The sequence below is a fragment of the Nocardia sp. NPDC005998 genome (assembly GCF_040614395.1).
Lineage (GTDB): Bacteria > Actinomycetota > Actinomycetes > Mycobacteriales > Mycobacteriaceae > Nocardia.
This window is the reverse complement of the sequence record NZ_JBEXUI010000041.1, coordinates 1-19,555: the sequence shown is the minus strand read 5'-3', so window position 1 is coordinate 19,555 and position 19,555 is coordinate 1. Positions and strand designations below refer to the sequence as shown.

Genomic DNA, 19,555 nt, shown 5'->3' with positions numbered 1-19,555 from the left:
GGTCACCGACCGGACGGGTGTGACGAGGATGTTTTTTGCACCGCCGATGGAACAACGGGTGTCATGTTGTGGTGGTGGGGAGGACACGGCGGTGAGGTCTACGAAAACGATGGCGAACTACCGGGTGATGCTGCGCGGTGCGGCACTCACCGCATTGCTCACTCTTACCTCCTGTTCGCTGTTGCCCGGCACCCACAGCGCCCCCAAGGAACCGACGCTACCCGTCGAACGGCCCGGATCCTGGCATCCGGGCTGGTCGATTTCGCGGCCCGATTCGCTGGCCGCCGATTTCACCCAGTTGCAGCCGAATCTGCCGGGCCAGGTCGGGATGGCGATCATGCCGGTCGGCGGCGGCCGGATGACCATCTTCGGCGACTGGACCTCCGGCATCGCCTGGTCCACCATCAAGGTCCCGCTGGCCATCGCGGCGCTGCGGCACGATCCGACCGGCGCCGCCGAATACGCGCACGAGGCGATCACCGTCTCGGATAACGATGCGGCCGAGGCGCTGTGGCAGTCCCTCGGCGACGGTGAGGAGGCCGCCCAGGCCGTCCAGGAGGTCTTGGACGAGGCCGGTGACGCGCTGACCAATGTATCCGGTCCGAAGACCAGCCTGGACTACACCGCATTCGGCGCCACCGAATGGACACTGGCCAATCAGGCCCGCTTCGCCTCCCAGTTGCCGTGCCTGCCCGAGACCGACACCGTGGTCAGCCTGATGGAGCAGATCACGCCGGAACAGCGATGGGGCCTCGGCACGATCGAGGGCACCGAATTCAAGGGCGGTTGGGGCCCCGACGACGACACGGGCGTCTACACCGTCCGCCAGTTCGGCTTGGTGCCGACCCGATCCGGCCTGGTCGCGGTTGCCCTTGCCGCACAGGCGGATACGGGCACCTTCGAGGATGCGACCGCCCTGCTCGACCGGCTGGCCCGGCTGCTCTCGCGGCACCTCGACGATCTCAACGGCGGTAAGTGCCAGAAGCCGCGCTAGCCCGGGGTGACCAGACCGGATTCGTAGGCGAGCACAACGGCTTGGGCCCGGTCGCGCAGATTCAGCTTCGAGAACACCTTGGAGACATGTGTTTTCACCGTCTGCTCGGCGACATAGAGAGATTCTGCGATCTCGGTATTGGACATCCCTTTGGCGATCAGCTCCAGCACCTCGCGTTCGCGCGGAGTCAGCGCCGCCAGCGCGGGCGCGGGTTTGGCGCGGGCCGCGGTGCGGCGGCGGGTGACATCGGCGATGAGCCGCCGGGTGACCGTCGGGGCGAGCAGCGCCTGACCGTCGGCGACCACGCGCACGGCCCGTACCAATTCCTCGGCAGGTGCGTCCTTGAGCAGGAATCCGCTGGCGCCGATGCTCAACGCCTCGTAGACGTAATCGTCGATATCGAAGGTGGTCAGCATGAGCACCCGCACCGGCGGATCGAATCCGGCGGCCAGAATCGCGCGCGCGGCATCGAGTCCGTTCATCTCCGGCATGCGCACATCCATCAGCACCACATCCGGACGCAGCCGCTTGGCCTCGGCGACAGCGACCTTCCCGTCGGGCGCATCGCCGACCACGCTGATATCGGATTGGGCGGCGAGCAGGGCGCCGAATCCCTGGCGCACCATGGCCTGGTCGTCGGCGATCAGAACGGTTATTGCCACCAGGACAGCCTAACCGCCTCTCCGCGTACTCCTGCCATACGAGTCGGGCGCCGCGTGCGTCACATCCAGCCCCTACGTCAGGTAGACGGCAAGTTCTGGGCGTACCCGGTGAGTCAACCATGTGCTTGCGAATAAGTGGCCGCAGGTCAGGGCACCAACGCTACCGTGGCCTGCGGACACTTCGTATCAGCCCGCGTGACAATTCCGCGTTACCGGCAGGATCCGATACTCGATCCATCCCGCCCTTCCGTTAGATCTTTCCGCGTGAATTCTCTCGAGCTGTAAAGAATTCCGCCCAATACTCTCGACGGATCGCATCCCACAACTCTGACAGTTTCGGGAACCGCTCACGCATCTCCGCCAAGTCAGGGGCAGTCGCGAGCACGGCAGCCGAAAACAAATGTTGCGTCTCGGATTCGTTACCCACCAGCATTATTCGAACACGATGGTGATCGAGTAGCCAGTGCGCGACCCAGCCGTTCACTTCCGTGCAGCGCTCGCTCATACCAGCCCCTCGAAAGTTATTGATTGCCTTCGCCGCCGGAAGTGTTCGCGTTCGGGGCAGGTGACGCCAACTCCGAAAGCTTGCTCAACACTTCGCGAATCGTCAGTGCCGTCGGCCCGCTGTGCATGCTCGGCTCACTGTTCAGTGGCGGGAACGCGAGCCCCCGTGCGGCAGCGCGCTCGCGCGGGCTCGAACTCTGCGGCGCGAGTCGGCCCGCGTCCACCAACGTGCGGTACGCTGCCGCTTTCCATAGGCAGTAGGCGACCCGGCAGGCGAGATGACGTTGCATCTGCTTGTGTGCCATTTCGACATCGGCGTTGTCGCAGACCTGCGAGGGCGTCACGATCACGGTGCTATTCATCACGCCGCCCCCGGTTCGATCGACGCCGGGTACATGACCCGCGCCCAGGTCTCTGCCGGGCACACGGTTTCCAGATCGAAGTCTTCGCAGACCCGTGCCGGTTGGTTATCGACGTGGGCCAGGTCGTACACCACGATCGCCGCTACGCCCAGCCCCGCCGCGATACCCAGTGCGTAGCCGATCGGGTCGGTAGTGCCTTGTGGGGGCCGCGCCGTGTAGAGGTAGCGCAAGCCCAACGATCGAGCGTGCCGTTCAACCGCAAGCGCGTGTCGGGGCGCGGCGAGTCCGGAGACGGCCCCGCGCACGAATCCGATCGCTTTCGGTCGGCGGTCGCCATCTGGGATGTCAGGTTCTGCGGGTTGCATGCTCTCACCACCGTTAACTGTCAGTTGCATCGCGAGTGAAGGAGGTTGGGGAAGATCAGGCCGCTCACGCCGTGGCACTGGCGGGGCCGGGGATCGCGTCGTCACCGAGTCGTTCGGCGACGAAACCAGTCGCCAGTGCCAGCGCAGCCTCGTGGCCGTCGGCGGTGAGAGGCAGCCATGGGAGCGCCAACTCATTCAGCACCGCCCCGACGTGGTAGTCGGCCAGTGTCCGGAATTGCTGGTTGCCGTCGCGGGTCTTGTTGGTGCCCAAGGGAATATCCGGGTCGAGCTGCGTGCGGAGGAGGAGGTGATAGCGGTCGCTATGGGCGCGAGCCAGCGTTTCCAGATATGCCCATCCATCCGGGTCCGGGGTATCGCCGCGATAGTCCAGAGCGGCTCGGTAGTAGCCCAGCGCGTCGGGGACCGCGCGATCGACCAGCACCACATCACCATGCAGCCACGCCTCGAGCTCGTTGCTGATCCCGCGCGTCATGATCCACAACGTGGAGGTCCAAGTGTGATTCCACAGGATCGGCAAGCCCATGCGTTGCGCTTGTTCGCCCAGGTCCGCGACCGTGGAGACTTGCAGGCCCGTCCGGCGTAGCTCGTGAGCCAGCCGGGCGAGGAAGGTGCTCTTGCCGGTGGAATGGGTGCCGACTACCGCGATGGTGACCGGCTGATCGAGGGAATTCACCACAAACCTCCTTCGGGTTCTGGGACAGGCAGGAACTCGGGAAGGCCAGCCGCAGTGACCAACTCGGGCCAGTCCAGTTCCCCATCGGTGATCAATGCGCACATCAACTGCCACGCGGCCCAGGTGTCGTATCCGGCGCGGTGGTAGCCGTGTCCGGCAACGGTGCTGGTGTCGAGTTGGCCGCGTTCGATGAGTTTGTCCAGCGCATACGAATCCAGCCCCTGCCAGACCGTCTTTGCCAGCCGCAGCGTGTCCAGAATCAACGGCGGGTTCCAGTCCGGCAGATGCGCTGTGAGGACCTTGCGCTCGACAGTGGCGTTGTGGGCGACCAGCACCCGCCCGCACAGGGCTTCGTCGATCTCGTCGGCAACCTCGCGCCAAAGCGGGCAATCGGAGAGATCGGCGTTGGTAATTCCGTGGACCTTGCGCGTGACGATCGGCGTCACCGGCTGTTGCGGCTGAATCAGCCACGACCGCAACGCATCCGGGGTCGTCGGCCCGTCCACCAGCAACACCGCGATCTCAATGATCTCGGGTGGGTTCTGCCCGTTGCCCTCCACGTCGACCACGGCCAATTGCCGCTCGTGCAGGGTGTTCGGGAACGGAATCGGTGTCGTCATGATGGCGTGTTCTCCCTCGTGGTGGGCCAGCCCAGATCGGCGCGGCCGTGCCGGTTGTGGTGGTGTGGCTTGTCGATGTCATGGACCTGGTAGCCGTGACCGTGCTGGAGGCAGTAGCGGCGTTGCTCGTCCAACCCGGCCACGACCACAGCACGGTCGTTGACCTCTACGAGGGTGCCGCCCAGGTCGGCGGCCTGATCGGCGACATGCCGTTCATCGGGGCGTCGCCACGCCCGAGCGCACCGCTGTAGCTGCGCGACCGGGCAGATGTCGCACAGTTCGCGGATACCGTAATGGCCGTTGTAGTCGGCGATTCCGTGCGCATATGCGACCGCGCAACTGGTCTTGCGGAACAATGGGGAACCGGGCCGACTGGTGTCGACAGCATTGAGAATCCGTCGTTCCAGCGCCTCGGGGAACACTTTGCGCCGGGCACCGTCCGGATACGGTTCGGGCAGTCCGTTCGCCCGGTAATAGTCGCGGATCTGGTCTTTGAAGAACAGGCCAGTGAACACCGTCGCGTGTGCGTGGTGGCTCAGCGCGAGCGCACGGCGTAGATGCTCGTCCGAGTCGTTGAGACCGGGCACGATCGGCCGCCAGTACAACACCACCCGATACCGGTCCGCACGCTCGAACGCGGTCGCCAGCGATCGCGCCGCGATCGCGGAGTCCACCGGCTCTACACGGGGGTCATCGATGCCCGAATGTGTCACCAACACAGTGACTTTAAGATTCTTGATCGAGTTCAGGACCGCGCAGTCCTCCGGCTCGATCCGCCACCGGGTGATCACCAGAACGTGGTTGGTCAACCCGAGCGCATCCAGCAGTTTCAGCATGGTGAAGGTGTGCTGCTTGACCCTGGGCAACATCGGGTCGGAAGCCCGGTTCAGCAGCTGGATCGGTGTCACGTGCGGCCGGAAATACCGATGACCGGTCAGCAGGTCGGCGGCTTCGTCGTCGTCCATCAGCGCTCGCGGAACCTTCATCTCGAAGTTGTCGAACAAATGCCGCACGCAATACCCACAATCCAGCGGGCACCCCACAATCCAGTTCACGCTCAATCCGGACTTGCGGTACTCGATCACGTCCAGCAGTTCCGGCCGCATCCTCGCTCGCTGTGCCACGTCCAGCAGCGGAACGCCGTGGCGGGTCGTCGTTCTCATGGCCTGCGCCTCCCACTCGATTCCAGGCCACCGGTTTTGCGGTGCCTGCAACGAGCAGACCGCCACACCCCCCATGCAAGGAAGAAGGCAAATCGCCGGAAAGCCGATTTGCCACCCCCGCGCGGTAGGTAAGAATGAACCGATGCAGGGGGTACCAATGAACAACCCGACCAGCGAATCAGAACGGCAACCGGCAAGCATCGCCGACCAGTTGGCATGCGAAATCAAACGCCGCAGGCAGGCAGCGGGTCTGAGTCAGCGCCAGCTTGCTGCCAAGATTCGCTATACACGTCAGTACGTCGGCATGGCCGAGAATCAGGACGCCGTGCTCCCATCGCGCGAGCTTGTGGCCGCGCTGGACGCCGGGCTCGGTGCGGACGGCGCACTGGTCGCACTGCGCGCGCAGGCCCACGACGTGCAACGCGCCACGCGCATGCGCAACAGGTCGACCGCCCCGGAGGACACGGTCAGCGGCACCGCCGTCATGTTGCCGGTTATCGTCGACGGCCGAGTTGTATCACTGCCTCTCGATCCGCGTATCGTCGGTCTAGCGTGTGGCGGACTTGCCGGTCCCGCTGGTAAATCCGAAGACGATGGGGATTTTTCTGTGATAGACCGTCGCACACTCCTCACTCAAGGAATTGCGGTCGCGGCAACCGGCGCATTAGACCCCGACCTTATTCGTAACTCTGACCCCGTAGAGGCTGTCGTTCGTTCAAGACAAATTTCTGAACGCACCCTTAATAGCTTTACGGCCGTGACCCGCTTACTTGCAGGCCAAAGACAAAGCGTTGCACCCGATGCGCTACTGACACTTATTTCGGCGCATCGGAATTCGGTGACAGCGCTGTTTCGGAGCGCCGCGGACGAACGTGTCAAAAATCAGATCGGTTTCCTCCTTGGCGAAACCTCAATCGTGGCGAGTCGACTCTGGAGCGCAATTGGAGATCGTTCGATGGCGCTGGCGAGTTGCGCATTCGCAAAACGTCTCGCGGACGATATTAGAGACCCAACACTCGGTGGGATTGCAAGAATCTTCGAAAGCAATCTTCGCTCGGACGCCGCGACGCTGATCGGTTCAGACGGCGATATCGTGGACGGTCTCCAGCTGCTCGGGGAGGCTGCCGCAGTCGCCGATGCTCTTCCACCCTCCGCGCAAGCTCGGATAGCAGCGGAGCAAGCACAGGCATTCGCAGTGTTGAAGCTGGCCAGGGAATGTCGAGAAGCACTAGCGCGCGCACGCCGCGCTGTAGACGAGATCGCCGAGCCCGATCAGACCGGTCTTTTCAGCGATTGGAATCCGACACGGCTTATGGTCTACGAAGGAACATGCTGGCTATTCCTTAACGAACCTCGGAAAGCGATAAGTGCACTGAATCAAGCCATCAGTACAACCGCAGCAGATAATCGGAATGTCGCTCTCGCCGCTCGAGTCGACCTCGCGAGCGCCCACGTACTGAGTGGCGAGCTAGAAGAAGGGTGCCGAATGCTGGGAGACGCATACGAAAATCTTGTTGCAATGGGAAATTCGCGAGGGATTGAACGCGCTCAGCGCGCGCTCAGCCGACTCGAGCCATGGAAAACTGAAACGCCGGTTCGGGAGCTTCGGGAGAGAATAGAAACCCTCGAGGTCTCCTAATTATTACCCGCTAAGGAAGCTACGGCCGAGACCACCATATCTGTGTCCAGCCGATCCAAGGCCGCATCGGGAGAATGCAGTTCTAGCTCATTACGGGGCATTCGATGCGCGACCGCGATAACGTGAAAACCTGCATGACGAGCACAAGCAATGTCGTTCGGGGCATCACCAATGACAACCGTCCGACTCGCATCGAGCGTAGTGCCGTATTGAGCGGCGAACCGTTCGACAACGACGGCAGGAAGCTCGAACCGGTCACGCGCGTCATCGCCGAACGCGCCGATACCCAGATCCAGGTGTCGGTCCAGGCCCGATACGCGAAGTTTGACTTCGGCTGCTACACGCAGATTTCCGGTCAAGACAGTCTGCACGAACCCGTGTTCGTGCAGCGAGGCAATGGAATCGAACGCGCCGGGATACGCTGGCTGCTCACGGGCGAGTTCCTGTTCCCCCTCGAACATCACACGGGCCAGTACCTCGTGAAACCGCTCGACGCCCTCTTCGGCAACTTCCGACTGCACGCCCGAAGCGATAGCTGTATCCACAACGATCGACTCGTCGGTGTAGCCATGCACGCGTGCCTTCGGGAAGACGATCGACTCCTCCTGAAGACCATATGTGCGGGCGACAGCCCTTCGGAGCCAACGCAAGTCGGCCGGTATCAAGGTGCCGTCAACATCCCAGACGACCAGACCCGCGTAAGCCGCACTCATACCGAACATTCTGGCATGAGGTCTGTCTGAGCGGCACTCTGCGCGTCCGTGTCCGTGATGGGTGGCCTACTGGCCGACTCGGAGCTGACCTTCGAAACGTAGCGGCCTTCGCTCGGGGACGATCGCTTGTCTCCTGGGTGGTTGCTGGTCAGCCGTCGCCCGCTTGTCATCAATCCCGCCATTTAATGACTGACGTCGACCCAACGACGCTCGCACGCGCCAACGCTAGTGCCTCGTCTGGATAGGTTGCTGCGGTAACTGGGTGTCGGCTTGCTTTGGCGTCCGGGGGCATCGATGCTGCCGGTGGAGGTGATGCCGGCGGTTCGGAAGCCGGATGTGTTCGTCAGAGCGGTGACCCCGGAAGAGGGCCGCAAGCTGGCTCAGATCGCGCGGCGTAGTAAGCAGCCGGTGCGGATGCGGCGCGCGGTGGTGGTGATGGCCTCAGCGCAGCATCAGCCGGTGGGGTTGATCGCGAAGCTGATGCAGGTGTCGGAATCGTATGTGCGGCAAGTGATCCACGATTTCAACGAGAAGGGGTTCAACTCTCTGGACCCAAAATGGAGAGGGGGCAGGCCGGCGAAGACCGATCAGGCGACGCGTGACCGGATCTGTCAGATCGCCCGGTGCTGCCCCCTCGACCTGAACTGGCCGTTCGCGACATGGAGCTTGTCGAAACTGCGGGATGTGCTGCGGATCAACAAGATAGCGGATATCAGCCGCGAGACGCTGCGGCAGGTCCTGAAGGCCGACGGCGTGTCGTGGCAGGCCACCAAGACGTGGAAAGCCAGCAACGATCCGGATTTCACCACGAAGATGAACCGGGTGCTGGATCTCTACGACCGGCCGCCCGCCGACGGCCGCGTCGTCTGCGTCGATGAGTTCGGGCCGCTCAACCTGCAGCCCGGGCCCGGCCGCGGCTGGTTTCCCAAGCGTCGGCCGGTTCGGCTGCGGGCGACCTACCATAACCAGCACACCGGTCCGGTCCGTGACTTCGCCGTCGGCTCCAAGATCCGCAAGCCGGATTACCTACAGAAGGTAGCGTGACCCGGCGCGTCCGGCTCACGCGTTGTGAACCGGCCGAAGCCTGACCTGGATGTTCGTCCATCCAAATAGCGAATACAGATCAACGCGCAGGGTCGTGACTTCCAACGAGACAACGGTGCCGACCTGCGGCCACTGTTGGGGATTACGCGGCAAGTCGAGTTGATCAACGAACCCATGAGCCACCGAGCCGATATCCACGAACAGCCCGGTCCGCCCGGCATCCCAGGGCAGAGCGATGACAGTCCCGGACACACGTGTCCCCACGGGAAGCGGACCAGTGTCGTATCGGCTGAAGTGACGATGGCGTAGAGCTGTATGCCAGGCCTGCTCGAACTCTGCCCGGGTTGCACCTGTGGCACTCTCTGGAGCGTTCACGGGTCCTTCCGACAGCACGCCATAGACGGCTTCGTAGAACTGCACGCCAGGTAACCCGAACTCCTCACGCACCCGGGCGAGATCGTCGGCCGAGGCTGCAACCGACGCGCCACCGACTACACCGTCGATGAGCGGCGCAGAAGGATCGGATACCGGTATGGGTAACGCCGCCTCGAACACTGCCTGCCGCAACGCCCAGCCGCCGTCGCCCACCTCGAACCAGTACCACGCATCCCCATCGGGATCATGAACCCGGAACCAGCGCAGCATAATCCGAAGCTACACCAAACCGTATACACGACCGCCACCACGCACACCCATACTCGGCCTCACTACCTGCGACGATACCGGACACGGCACTGAAACCATTACAGCACCGACCTTTCTGGACGACGCACTAGCAATCAATACCACAGCCGAAACGGGGTGATACTTCAACGTATCCACAGCTCAGAGGCCCAATGAAGCCAACTACACCCAGCGGTGCCCGCTCTGGACAACGATGCCAATCGCAAGCTAGTTCGACGTGAGTACATGGAGTTACCCATGTGCTTTCAAAATCAGTTGCCCCGTGGCCATTTCGGGGCGCGCCCACGTTATGCCCTCACCGGTCCGCCGCATCGGCGACCGCTGCGGCCATCGACGGGTCGGGCACCGACCCGGATCCCGGAGCGATCGGCAGATGTGCCTGGACTTCGAACCCGCCATCCGCCCGAGGACCAGCGGACACCTCCCCGCCCACCGCCAGTGCGCGGGCCCGCATCCCGGCCAGGCCATGGCCGCCATTGCCGACCGGGCGGGCCACGGTGGCGCTGAGATCGTTGCCGACGCTCAGCTGCAGTGCGTCGGTGCCGATGACGACCGATACGCGGACTGGAGCGCCCGGCGCGTGCCGGGAGGCATTGGACAGCGATTCCTGGACGATCCGGTACAGCGCGAGGCCGACCGAGTCCGGAACCGGATCCAGTAGCCCATCGATGGTCCAGTCGATGCGCACACCGGCGCGGCGCGCCGCCTCGAACAGGCCGAGCACATCCGCGGCCTTCGGCTGCGGCGCGTGTTCGGGTAGTTGACCGTCGCTGCGCAGCACGCCGAGCATGCCGCGGATCTCGTTCAATGCCTCGCGGGCGGTCGCGCCGATGGATTCGAACTCCGCGCGGGCGGCCGGGGTCACACCCTGGACCCGATACGGCGCGGTCTGGGCCTGTACCACCACCAGGGACATGTGGTGGGCGACCACATCGTGCAGGTCGCGGGCGATGCGGGCCTTCTCCTCGAGAATGGCGCGCCGGGCCCGCTCGAGCTCGTTCTCCTCCTCCTGAGCCAGCAACTGTTTGCGTGACTGCACCAGCCAGCGCACCAGCATCGCGAACAGGACGACCGCGGCGAAGGCGATGGCCCAGGCCCACGCACCCCCGGAGAATCCGCCGCCGTCACCGGACATCGTCGCGGCCAGCAGCGAGGTCGCACCCCAGGCAACGGCAACGATCGGCACCGGCGCGCGCACGGCCACCGCGAACAGCAGCGCGAACAGGCTCAGGATGTGCACCACCTGAATCGGGAGTTCATTGCCCGGCTGATGCGGTATGACCAGCGCGATGATCAGCGCCGAACCCGCCGATATCGCCCAGCCGAGCGCCGGGTTGAGCCGGATCAGCAGAACCGGGAAGGCCGCCAGCGCGGCGATGAACGGCTGCACCGCGACCGGAACGACATGGGTGACGTGCAGCGTCGGCCACGCGACGGCGAAGAAGATCACCGCCACGAGCACGGTGCACGCGTCGAACCACATTCGCGCATTCATCCGCTTGATCTGGGCACGCCGTTTTTCCATGCCTACGACACTAGGAAACCGAGCGGTCCGGGTCCTCATACCCACGGGTGAAATCCGCCGCAGTACTGCAGGGGGAGCGGGCGCATGCGCTCACCCGATGGCACGGGCCGGGAAACCGCACCCCGGCGTGAGGTGGTGCGGCGGTCCGGATTCCTAGCGTCGAGCATCATGAGCACACCGAACACCGCCAGGCTGGCCGACGCCGGGGCGCACGATGCCCGAGCGCAACCCATCGCCCGACGCTGCGCCGCATTGACGGCGGCCGCGCTGACCACCATGGCAGCCACCGTTGTGCTGGCGCCCGCGGCGCACGCCGCCACCGTGCACCGGCCGATGGAAAACGCCGCGGCCGGTGCGGCGGTTGTCGACCTGACCTCGGGTGGGCCGGGTTCGATCGCCGCGATTCCCGCCGATTTCGTGGACCGGTTCGGTTATCGGCCGACCGTCGTCGACGGGCTGCTGGTGAATCCGAATGGGGACTGCTCGTCACCGGTGACATTGCCCGCCGAATTCGAAACTGCTTGTAAGGCACACGATCTGGGCTACGACCTGCTGCGCTACGCGGGCGAGCGCGACGAGCCGCTGGCCGGTTGGGCCAGGCAGGACCTCGACGCGACGCTGGCCACGCATATGCACGAGGCGTGCGCGAGCCGCGACGACGCGTTCTCCCGCGCTCGCTGCAATGCGATGGCGAGTATCGCGTACACATTCGTCGATCTGAATTCGCGACGGCAGGACTACGGGGTGCCGGTGCTCGAATCCGTACTCGGCGCGGAGAGTTCCGAGAGCGGCGGCGGGTGGCTGGCATGGCTTGCCGGTGTAGTCGGGCTCGGGGTGGTGCTGGCTGGTGTGCTGCCGTCCGCCCGGCGGCGGGCCGAGGTTAGGACACCGGCCAGATTTTCGAATCGCATTGGTGCACAGGGGGTTCAGGCATGAGCACGTTGACGACGACCAGACCGGCCGCCACCGCGCCGAATGCCGTCGGGACGGCGAGTCCGAATGGCCGGTCACCTCGATATAGTCGGTGGAAGACACTGGCCGCCAATCGGTTTCACCGCGTGCTGCAGCCACGCATAGGCACGACGCTCGGAATCGGACTCGGCACAGTAATATCGCTCGCACCCGGTCTGCTGCCGCGCACTCCGAGCGCCCAGGCGGTGCTGACCGGGCTGCTCGCCACCGTCGCGCTCGGCATAGCGGGCGTTCTCCGATTTACCGTGCGGTACTGGGATTTCGACATCAACCGTCGCTTGACTCGGTGCCGGAGACCACTGCTCGGTCTGACCGCGATCGCGATCCTCGGCACGGCCGCAAATGCGAGTCATTGGCAGAGCCAGTTGCGCACGGCGATGGACACGGCGCCAATCGGCCCGGGTTACTGGCTGCACTGGGCGGTGATGTCGGCGGTGATCGTCGGCACTGTCGCCGGAATCGCCCGCGTCACCCGGTGGATCGCGCGGCAACTCGGCTGGGCGCGCGGGATCGCGGTCACCGCGGTCGCGGCATCGATGCTCTATCTGATCGGCGTACCCGCGGTGGTGGACTGGCGGCGCAGTGCCTATGCCACCGCCAATGCGACGATCGATCCCGAACTGGTGCAACCGGTTTCTCATACCCGCTCCGGCAGCGCCGAATCGGCCATCAGCTGGCCGTCGCTGGGCGCGGAGGGTCGCAAGTTCGTTTCCGGATCGCCCGCCGGACCCGTCCGGGTGTATGTCGGACTCGACTCCGCACCGGATCTCGATTCCCGTGTTGCCCTCGCGATTCGGGAACTGGAACGCTCCGGCGGACTGGAACGCTCGAATATCGTCCTCGCGGTACCGACCGGGTCGGGATGGATCGATGCGAATGCGGTCCGCGGCTTCTACCAACGCTTCGGCGGTGACGTCGCCCTGGTCGGCATGCAGTACTCCTATGCCCCGAGCTGGGTAACCTTCCTCTTCGGCCGCGATGATGCGATGGCCTCGGCACGTGCGCTGTTCACCGCGGTGGAGCGACGCATCGGCACACTCGAGCACAAGCCCCGGCTCTACGTCTATGGACAGAGCCTCGGCGCGCTGGGCGGCAGCTCGATCTTCACCGATGACGCCGACCAGGACCGCCGCACCTGCGCCGCGCTCTGGGCGGGTCCGCCCGCCGGTCAGGTGCATCATGCGGGGGCAACGGTGCTGGCGAATAGCTCCGATCCAGTGGTGCACTGGTCGCCGTCGCTGCTGTGGCGGGCACCCGAACTTCGCGATGTTCGGGTGGATGCCCCTGTCCCGCAATGGCTTCCGGTTGTCAGCTTCCTGCAGACCAGCGCCGACCTGCTCGCCGCACTGCACGCGCCGCCGGGCCACGGCCACCGCTACGGCGCCGATCAAGGCACCGCCATGGGCACCTGCTGATCGGCGACTGCGCAGCTCGGAGGCTTGATCACCCTTAGAACTTGTTCTAGTTTACTGATCATGTCCTTTGTCATCGATGCCACCGTCGAGATCGACGCCCCCGCCGAGCTGGTGTGGCAGGTGATCACCGACCTCCCCCGCTACGGCGAGTGGAACCCCTTCTGCATCGAAGCCCGCAGCACCCTCGTCCCCGGCGAACCCATCGACATGCTGGTCGCACTGTCCGGTTCCAGCCCGCGACGCCAGCGCGAATGGATGGTCTCGCATACCCCGGACACCGAATTCAGCTACTCGATGAAACCGGTCCCGCTCGGCACCCTGCACAGCCTGCGCTCACACAAGGTCACCGCGCTCGGCCCGGACCGCACCCGCTACGAATCCCACTTCGAACTCGCGGGTTGGCTGCACCCCCTCGTCGTCGCCCTGCTCGGCAAGAACCTCCGCCGCGGCTTCGCCGATATGACCGAAGGCATCCAGCGACAAGCCGAATCCCTACGCTCCCACTGATCTCCATTCCATCGCGATGTACCAGTCATGATCCGTACCCCGCTCGGAATCCGAGCGGGGTACGGGCGGATCAGGGGGCTAGGTGGTCCAGGGCGGCATCCAAAGCGGCGTCGGCATAGTCCTCGGTGAGGCCGGGCAGGCCCAGGGTCCAGCGACTCTGAATCGGGCCGAGGAGTAGATCGATGGCGATATCGGGGTCCAGATCGGCGCGGAGTTGGCCCGCCCGGACGCCCGCGGCCAGGCGTTCGGCAATGGCGGCGCGCTGCGGGAGCAGAAGTCGCTCGCGATAGGCGGCGCCGAGTTCCGGATCCTGCTGGATCTCGACGTACATCGCGCGCAGGAAGGCCTCGAAACTCGGATCGGTGAGTTCGGCGATCGCGCCGCGGACCAGCTCCCGCAGGTCCGCACGGATGTCGCCGGTGTCCGGAAGCACGACACCTTCCGGGCCGGAATAGAGTTCGAGCATCGCGTCGAATACAACGGCACCCTTCGACGGCCACCAGCGGTAGATCGTCTGCTTGCCGACTCCGGCCCGAGCCGCGATGGCCTCGATGCTCAGCTTCGCATAGGGCAGCTCGCGGATCAGTTCGGTGGCGGCGGCGAGGATCGCGGCGCGGGCGCGTTCGCTGCGCCTGGCTGCGCTCGGTGTTTCGGCCATATCGAGACCATACCAGAAACGAGACGCAACGTATCGTCTTGACAAGATCGAATCGGCTTGGCATCTTTGCCGAACGAGACGGAGCGTCTCGCGACGAAAGGATCGACATGACCAGAACTTGGTTCATCACCGGCGCCAACCGCGGACTGGGGCGCGCGTTCACCCTCGCCGCGCTCGCCGGTGGCGACCGCGTTGTCGCGACCGCTCGCGATCCGCGGTCCATGGCCGATATCGACAGTGACCGATTGACGGTGCTGCCCTTGGATGTTCGCGACCGCGACCGCGCGATCGCCACCGTGGACCGGGCATTCGCGATCGCGGGCAGTATCGACGTGATCGTGAACAATGCCGGATACGGTCTGGTTGGCGCGGTCGAGGAACTGACCGAGGCCCAGATCCGCGCCCAGATGGATACCAATTTCTATGGCGCGCTGTGGGTTTCGCAGGCAGCGGTACCGCACCTGCGCAAACAGGGGTCGGGACACATCGTGCAGATCTCGACGGTCGGCGCGGTGGGCAGCCTGCCGCTGTTCAGCATGTACAACGCGAGCAAATGGGCGCTGGAGGGTTTCGGCGCAGCACTCGCGGATGAGCTGCGCCCCTTCGGAATTCACGTCACGCTGGCACAGCTGGGCGGCTTCGACACCGATTGGGCGAAGTCGAGCATGAAGTTCGCGACGGCGCTCCCGGCGTACGACGAACTGCGCAGTGGCATCCTCGGTATGCCGGACTACCCGGACCCGACTGCGCCGCCGGTCACCGACACGACCGATCTCGAGCCAGCAGGCCACGGCGAAACCACGGCCGATGCCGCTGCCGAATGGGTCGAGGCGGCACCGGAAGTCGCCGCGGCGGAGTTGATCGCGCTGGTGAACATGCCGAATCCGCCGGTGCGCAAGGTAATCGGACCCGGTGCGCACCAGATGGTGGCGATGGCACTGGATCAGCGGCGTCAGGACTATCTGACGGATCCGGAATTCATCTGGCCCGCCTAGCGGCTATCGAGCGGTAGATAGCCGCACTGAGCGCCCGGTCCCGTCGAAATCCGAGGAATCGAGACGAGACCGGGCGCTCAGGCCATATACGCCGTCAGGCGACCGGTCCCCGCGCCGCCTCGTACGCCGCACCAACGCGGTACAGCCGATCATCGGCGAGCGCGGGCGCCATGATCTGCAGACCCACCGGCATGCCATCGTCCTTGCTCAACCCCGACGGCACCGACATGGCCGGATGTCCGGCCAGGTTCGTCGGCAGGGTGCACAGGTCCGAGAGGTACATCGCGAGCGGATCGTCGACCTTCTCCCCGAGCTTCCACGGGGTGAACGGGCTGGTCGGGGAGATCAGGACGTCGACCTGCTCATAGGCCTTGTCGAAGTCCCGGGCGATCAGCGTGCGCACCTTGAGCGCCTGACCGTAGTAGGCGTCGTAGTAACCGGCCGACAGTGCGTAGGTGCCGATCATGATGCGGCGCTTGACCTCCGGGCCGAATCCGGCCGCACGGGTGGCGGCCATGACCTGCTCGGCGCTGTGGCTGCCGTCATCGGCGACGCGCAGCCCGTAGCGCATGGCGTCGAAGCGCGCGAGGTTCGAGGACACCTCGCTCGGCAGGATCAGGTAGTAGGAGGCCAGCGCGTACTCGAAGTGCGGACACGACACCTCGACCACCTCGGCGCCCAATTCCTTCAGCACCGCGACCGCCGCATCGAAGGATGCGATGACGCCCGGCTGGTAGCTGTCGGAGTGGAGTTCCTTCACCACACCGACTTTCACGCCGCGCAGATCACCGGTGGCGCCCTGACGCGCCGCGGCCACCACCGGTGGCACCGGCACATTGCGGGAGGTGGAGTCGCGCGGATCGTATCCGGCGACCACCTCGTGCAGCAGTGCGGTGTCGAGCACGGTGCGACCGCACGGGCCGCCCTGGTCCAGCGATGATGCGCACGCGACCAGACCGAACCGGGAAACGGTGCCATAGGTCGGCTTGGTGCCGACGGTCGCGGTCACCGCGGCGGGCTGGCGAATCGATCCGCCGGTATCGGTGCCGATCGCCAGCGGTGCCTGGTGCGAGGCCAGCGCGGCCGCCGAGCCGCCGCCGGAGCCACCCGGAATCCTGGTGGTATCCCACGGATTACGGGTCGGGCCGAAGGCCGAGTTCTCGGTGGAGGAGCCCATGGCGAACTCGTCCATATTGGTCTTGCCGAGGATCGGGATGCCCGCGGCGCGCAACCGGGCGGTCAGCGTCGCGTCGTAGGGCGCGACCCAGCCCTCGAGAATTTTCGAGGCGCAGGTGGTCGGCATATCGGTGGTGGTGAAAACGTCCTTGAGCGCCAACGGAACTCCGGCCAGCGGCGAGGCGGGCGCATCGCCTGCGGCCAGCGCGGCGTCCACCGCGGCGGCCGCGCTCAGCGCCTCGTTCCCGGCCACGTGCAGGAATGCGTGGTACTCGCCGTCGACGGCGGCGATCCGATCCAGATGCGCCTGGGTGACCTCCACCGAGGTCACCTCGCGGCCGTGGATCTTGACTGCCAGTTCGGCAGCCGACAGCGCGGTCAGGTCGCTCTGCGATGCTGCGCTCATTCGCCTTCTCCCAGGATCTGCGGAACGACGAACCGCTGGTCTTCGACCGCGGGAGCGCCCGACAGCGCCTCCTCCGGGGTCAGGCACGGAACGACCTGATCCGGACGCGTCACATTGGTCGCCGGATTCGGCGACGCGGTCGCGGGCACATCGGCGGCGGCGACCTCGGAGACGGTCCGCACGTGACTCAGGATCGAATCCAACTGACCGGCGAACTGATCGAGTTCGGCTTCGGACAGGGCGAGCCTGGACAGCCGGGCGAGGTGTGCAACCTCGTCGCGGGAGATGGCGGGCACCGCGGACCCCTTTCGGCATGGTTTGAGCTTGGTGAACGGCCACCGAACAGCCTAGCGACCATCTATTGCACAATTTTCACAGGAGCCGGGCGTGCGACGACACACCCCACCCACTAGCGTGACACGCCGCATCCGCGCGAACTCGCGGTGTGGCATCCGTCACTGGCCGTACTTCGAGTCGATAACCGGGACTCGGGGGTGTAAGTATTGCGTGACCCGGGTATTCGTTTGAGAGCCTCGGCCGCCAAGGAAAGGAACGCGCGTGTCATACCTGCTCCGCGTGCAACTTCCGGATCGACCGGGAAGCCTCGGTGCGCTCGCACTCGCACTGGGTTCCGTCGGCGCCGACATCCTCTCCCTCGACGTGGTCGAGCGTGGCGCGGGTTTCGCGGTCGACGACCTCGTCGTCGAGGTGCCGCAGGGTGCGCTGCCGGACACCTTGATCACCGCCGCCGAATCGATCGGCGATGTGCACGTGGACTCCATCCGGCCGTACTCCGGCGTACTGGACACCCATCGCGAGCTCGAGCTGATCGACCAGGTCGCCAGCGCCCGCGACGACCGGCTGCAGGTGCTCGTCGAGGGTGTGCCGCGGGTGCTGCGGGTCGGCTGGAGCACCATTATGGATATGGGCCCGCAGGGTGCCTACCGCGTCGTCGGCAGCCAGTCCGCGCCGCAGACCCAAGCGGGTTCGGCCCCGTGGATGCCGCTGGAGAAGCCCGCCGTCCTCGATCCCGAGGCCGATTGGGTGCCGCAGATCTGGCGCGATATGGACACCAAACTGGCCGCCGCGCCGCTGGGCAATACCGGCAAGGTGCTGCTGCTCGGGCGACCCGGTGGACCCGACTTCCGTCCGTCCGAGGTCGCGCGGCTCGGTTACCTGGCAGGCATCGTCGCGACTGCGCTGGGCTGAGCCCGCCCGCGCGGCATCAGGCCGGAAGATCCAACCGCAGCACGGTCAACCACTCTCCCGCCTCGGTCGTCCAATCCCGTTCCGGCGCAGGGACGAAACCGAAGCGGTCGTAGATCCGCCGCGCGTCGACCATGGCGGGCATGGTCGTAAGTACCACGGCGTCAAAGGATTCGGCACGGGCCAGTTCGATGACGGTGCGTATCAATGCCGTTCCCGCGCCGAGGCCGCGCGCCGATTTCGACACGGCGAGCATGCGGAACTCCAGCTCACCCGGCCGGGCGATCTCGGCATAGGGCGTTCCGGGCCGGGCGACCGCCAGCGCGCCGACCACCTGGTCGCCGTGCACGGCGACCAGCACCTGGGCCGCGTCGGCGCGATGGGCGATATCGGCGAGTTGGGTGACATAGGGGCTACCGGCGCGCACATAACCTTCACCGACGTAGACCTGCACCGTCAGGTCACCGACCGCGTCGTACTCATCCGGCCGAGCAGTTCGAATGACGAGCTCGGTGTCCTTCGCATCCATACCGGCATCCTCCCACCGGCCCAGCAGTCGCACGGCAACAACCCGATCGAGTGGTCTTGCCGCCCAGGCCGCCGACTCCGCCGAGGCCGTTGGTCGGGCCTACGACCAGGTCAGGAACCGAGCCCCGGACGCGCGCCCGGGCGCGAGAGCTGCCAGCGTTCGGGTTTGCCGGACGGATAGACGACCGGGATGAGATCGCCGATGGCAGGCCAATCGTTCACATCCCAGGCCATACGGCCGTAGACCACGGTCCCGGGCACCGACGGGCCCGTCAGATTGCCGGTGATGGTCACATACTGCGCACCGGTCGCATCCGGCCGCGGACTCACCCCGGTGACATAGAGCGTCCCCGACTCCGGATTCGCCACCCGGAACCCGCTGCGCCCGCGCAGGTAGATCATGACCATCGCCACCAGCGCGCCGCCGACGATCACCAGCATCGCGAACTCCACCATGGCACCCATGCTATTGGCCCGCACGCGCACGCCGTCGGCGCTGCTGGATGTCGCAGGCGACCGATGCACAGGCCCGTCGGGCGATCGTGGCACCATCAGGCGCTCGCAGCACGGCACGCGGTCGCAGCACGGCACGCGGTCGCAGCACGGCACGCGCCTACAGCACAGCACGCGCCCACAGCACGCCTGGCGCTCGCAGCACGCCTGGCGCCCACCGCACGCCTGGCGCCCACAGCACACATAGGAAGAGCTCACGTCTGAAGTCCA

General features: G+C 65.5%; 22 protein-coding genes. 8 read left to right on the top strand and 14 right to left on the bottom strand.

The genetic code is table 11. From position 1 onward, the window contains the following. Positions 1-91 precede the first annotated feature (91 nt). Entirely contained in the window at positions 92-994 is a 903-nt protein-coding gene (locus tag ABZ293_RS35030; RefSeq protein ID WP_355187824.1) for a hypothetical protein, read from the top strand. Here ABZ293_RS35030 and ABZ293_RS35025 read toward each other — a convergent pair. From ABZ293_RS35025 to ABZ293_RS35000, 6 genes are all read right to left on the bottom strand, one after another. Further along, positions 991-1,656 (bottom strand): response regulator transcription factor, encoded by a 666-nt coding sequence (locus ABZ293_RS35025; RefSeq protein WP_355187822.1) that lies wholly within the window; start codon positions 1,654-1,656, stop codon positions 991-993. The two genes, ABZ293_RS35030 and ABZ293_RS35025, sit on opposite strands and share 4 nt — an antisense overlap. A 521-nt stretch (positions 1,657-2,177) precedes the next feature. Continuing rightward, complete coding sequence (locus ABZ293_RS35020; protein ID WP_355187820.1) at positions 2,178-2,522, bottom strand: hypothetical protein; 345 nt, start codon at positions 2,520-2,522, stop codon at positions 2,178-2,180. Further along, complete coding sequence (locus ABZ293_RS35015; RefSeq protein ID WP_355187818.1) at positions 2,522-2,887, bottom strand: hypothetical protein; 366 nt, start codon at positions 2,885-2,887, stop codon at positions 2,522-2,524. The genes ABZ293_RS35020 and ABZ293_RS35015 overlap by 1 nt, the downstream gene beginning before the upstream one ends. A 64-nt stretch (positions 2,888-2,951) precedes the next feature. Continuing rightward, complete coding sequence (locus ABZ293_RS35010; RefSeq protein ID WP_355187816.1) at positions 2,952-3,581, bottom strand: AAA family ATPase; 630 nt, start codon at positions 3,579-3,581, stop codon at positions 2,952-2,954. Continuing rightward, a complete protein-coding gene (locus ABZ293_RS35005; protein WP_355187814.1) occupies positions 3,578-4,201 on the bottom strand; it encodes a 3'-5' exonuclease in 624 nt (207 codons plus the stop codon). The genes ABZ293_RS35010 and ABZ293_RS35005 overlap by 4 nt, the downstream gene beginning before the upstream one ends. Beyond that, positions 4,198-5,364, bottom strand: coding sequence for a radical SAM protein (locus ABZ293_RS35000; RefSeq protein WP_355187812.1), 1,167 nt, complete (start codon positions 5,362-5,364; stop codon positions 4,198-4,200). The genes ABZ293_RS35005 and ABZ293_RS35000 overlap by 4 nt, the downstream gene beginning before the upstream one ends. A gap of 157 nt (positions 5,365-5,521) precedes the next feature. Between ABZ293_RS35000 and ABZ293_RS34995 the strand changes: the two genes are divergently transcribed. Then, complete coding sequence (locus tag ABZ293_RS34995) at positions 5,522-7,003, top strand: helix-turn-helix transcriptional regulator (RefSeq protein ID WP_355187810.1); 1,482 nt, start codon at positions 5,522-5,524, stop codon at positions 7,001-7,003. Here ABZ293_RS34995 and ABZ293_RS34990 read toward each other — a convergent pair. After that, positions 7,000-7,716: a haloacid dehalogenase-like hydrolase gene (locus ABZ293_RS34990; protein ID WP_355187808.1), complete on the bottom strand. Its 717-nt coding sequence runs from the start codon at positions 7,714-7,716 to the stop codon at positions 7,000-7,002. The genes ABZ293_RS34995 and ABZ293_RS34990 overlap by 4 nt on opposite strands. A gap of 294 nt (positions 7,717-8,010) precedes the next feature. On the opposite strand from ABZ293_RS34990, the gene ABZ293_RS34985 reads away from it, so the two are divergent. Further along, positions 8,011-8,760: an IS630 family transposase gene (locus ABZ293_RS34985; RefSeq protein ID WP_355187806.1), complete on the top strand. Its 750-nt coding sequence runs from the start codon at positions 8,011-8,013 to the stop codon at positions 8,758-8,760. A 15-nt stretch (positions 8,761-8,775) separates the two neighbouring features. Here ABZ293_RS34985 and ABZ293_RS34980 read toward each other — a convergent pair whose 3' ends face one another. Beyond that, complete coding sequence (locus ABZ293_RS34980; protein ID WP_355187804.1) at positions 8,776-9,405, bottom strand: hypothetical protein; 630 nt, start codon at positions 9,403-9,405, stop codon at positions 8,776-8,778. A gap of 334 nt (positions 9,406-9,739) precedes the next feature. Then, entirely contained in the window at positions 9,740-10,969 is a 1,230-nt protein-coding gene (locus ABZ293_RS34975) for a histidine kinase (protein WP_355187802.1), read from the bottom strand. 168 nt (positions 10,970-11,137) lie between these two features. Between ABZ293_RS34975 and ABZ293_RS34970 the strand changes: the two genes are divergently transcribed. The 3 genes from ABZ293_RS34970 to ABZ293_RS34960 all read left to right on the top strand — a co-directional run bounded on the left by ABZ293_RS34970 (position 11,138) and on the right by ABZ293_RS34960 (position 13,863). Beyond that, the gene (locus tag ABZ293_RS34970) at positions 11,138-11,905 is read left to right on the top strand and encodes a hypothetical protein (RefSeq protein ID WP_355187800.1); all 768 of its coding nucleotides are present in this window, start codon (positions 11,138-11,140) and stop codon (positions 11,903-11,905) included. Between the two features lie 122 nt (positions 11,906-12,027). Further along, positions 12,028-13,356 (top strand): alpha/beta-hydrolase family protein, encoded by a 1,329-nt coding sequence (locus tag ABZ293_RS34965; protein WP_355187798.1) that lies wholly within the window; start codon positions 12,028-12,030, stop codon positions 13,354-13,356. A gap of 60 nt (positions 13,357-13,416) precedes the next feature. Beyond that, the gene (locus tag ABZ293_RS34960) at positions 13,417-13,863 is read left to right on the top strand and encodes an SRPBCC domain-containing protein (RefSeq protein ID WP_355187796.1); all 447 of its coding nucleotides are present in this window, start codon (positions 13,417-13,419) and stop codon (positions 13,861-13,863) included. Positions 13,864-13,933: 70 nt separating this feature from the next. Here the strand turns inward: ABZ293_RS34960 and ABZ293_RS34955 are convergent, their stop codons facing one another. Continuing rightward, positions 13,934-14,521, bottom strand: coding sequence for a TetR/AcrR family transcriptional regulator (locus ABZ293_RS34955; RefSeq protein WP_355187794.1), 588 nt, complete (start codon positions 14,519-14,521; stop codon positions 13,934-13,936). Positions 14,522-14,628: 107 nt separating this feature from the next. Between ABZ293_RS34955 and ABZ293_RS34950 the strand changes: the two genes are divergently transcribed. Further along, positions 14,629-15,516: an SDR family NAD(P)-dependent oxidoreductase gene (locus ABZ293_RS34950; protein WP_355187792.1), complete on the top strand. Its 888-nt coding sequence runs from the start codon at positions 14,629-14,631 to the stop codon at positions 15,514-15,516. Between the two features lie 94 nt (positions 15,517-15,610). Here the strand turns inward: ABZ293_RS34950 and gatA are convergent, their stop codons facing one another. Both gatA and gatC read right to left on the bottom strand, forming a co-directional pair. Continuing rightward, on the bottom strand, positions 15,611-17,098 hold the full coding sequence (gene gatA / locus ABZ293_RS34945) for an Asp-tRNA(Asn)/Glu-tRNA(Gln) amidotransferase subunit GatA (protein WP_355187790.1): 1,488 nt from the start codon (positions 17,096-17,098) through the stop codon (positions 15,611-15,613). Next, positions 17,095-17,394 (bottom strand): Asp-tRNA(Asn)/Glu-tRNA(Gln) amidotransferase subunit GatC, encoded by a 300-nt coding sequence (gene gatC / locus ABZ293_RS34940; RefSeq protein ID WP_354955764.1) that lies wholly within the window; start codon positions 17,392-17,394, stop codon positions 17,095-17,097. Before gatC ends, gatA begins: the two co-directional genes overlap by 4 nt. A 262-nt stretch (positions 17,395-17,656) precedes the next feature. Here gatC and ABZ293_RS34935 point away from each other — a divergent pair, with 262 nt between their 5' ends. Beyond that, positions 17,657-18,307 (top strand): amino acid-binding protein, encoded by a 651-nt coding sequence (locus ABZ293_RS34935; RefSeq protein WP_355187788.1) that lies wholly within the window; start codon positions 17,657-17,659, stop codon positions 18,305-18,307. 16 nt (positions 18,308-18,323) lie between these two features. Here ABZ293_RS34935 and ABZ293_RS34930 read toward each other — a convergent pair whose 3' ends face one another. Further along, positions 18,324-18,833, bottom strand: a complete 510-nt coding sequence (locus ABZ293_RS34930) for a GNAT family N-acetyltransferase (protein ID WP_354955768.1) — start codon at positions 18,831-18,833, stop codon at positions 18,324-18,326. Positions 18,834-18,943: 110 nt separating this feature from the next. Continuing rightward, on the bottom strand, positions 18,944-19,288 hold the full coding sequence (locus ABZ293_RS34925; protein WP_355187786.1) for a hypothetical protein: 345 nt from the start codon (positions 19,286-19,288) through the stop codon (positions 18,944-18,946). Between the last annotated feature and the right edge of the window lie 267 nt (positions 19,289-19,555).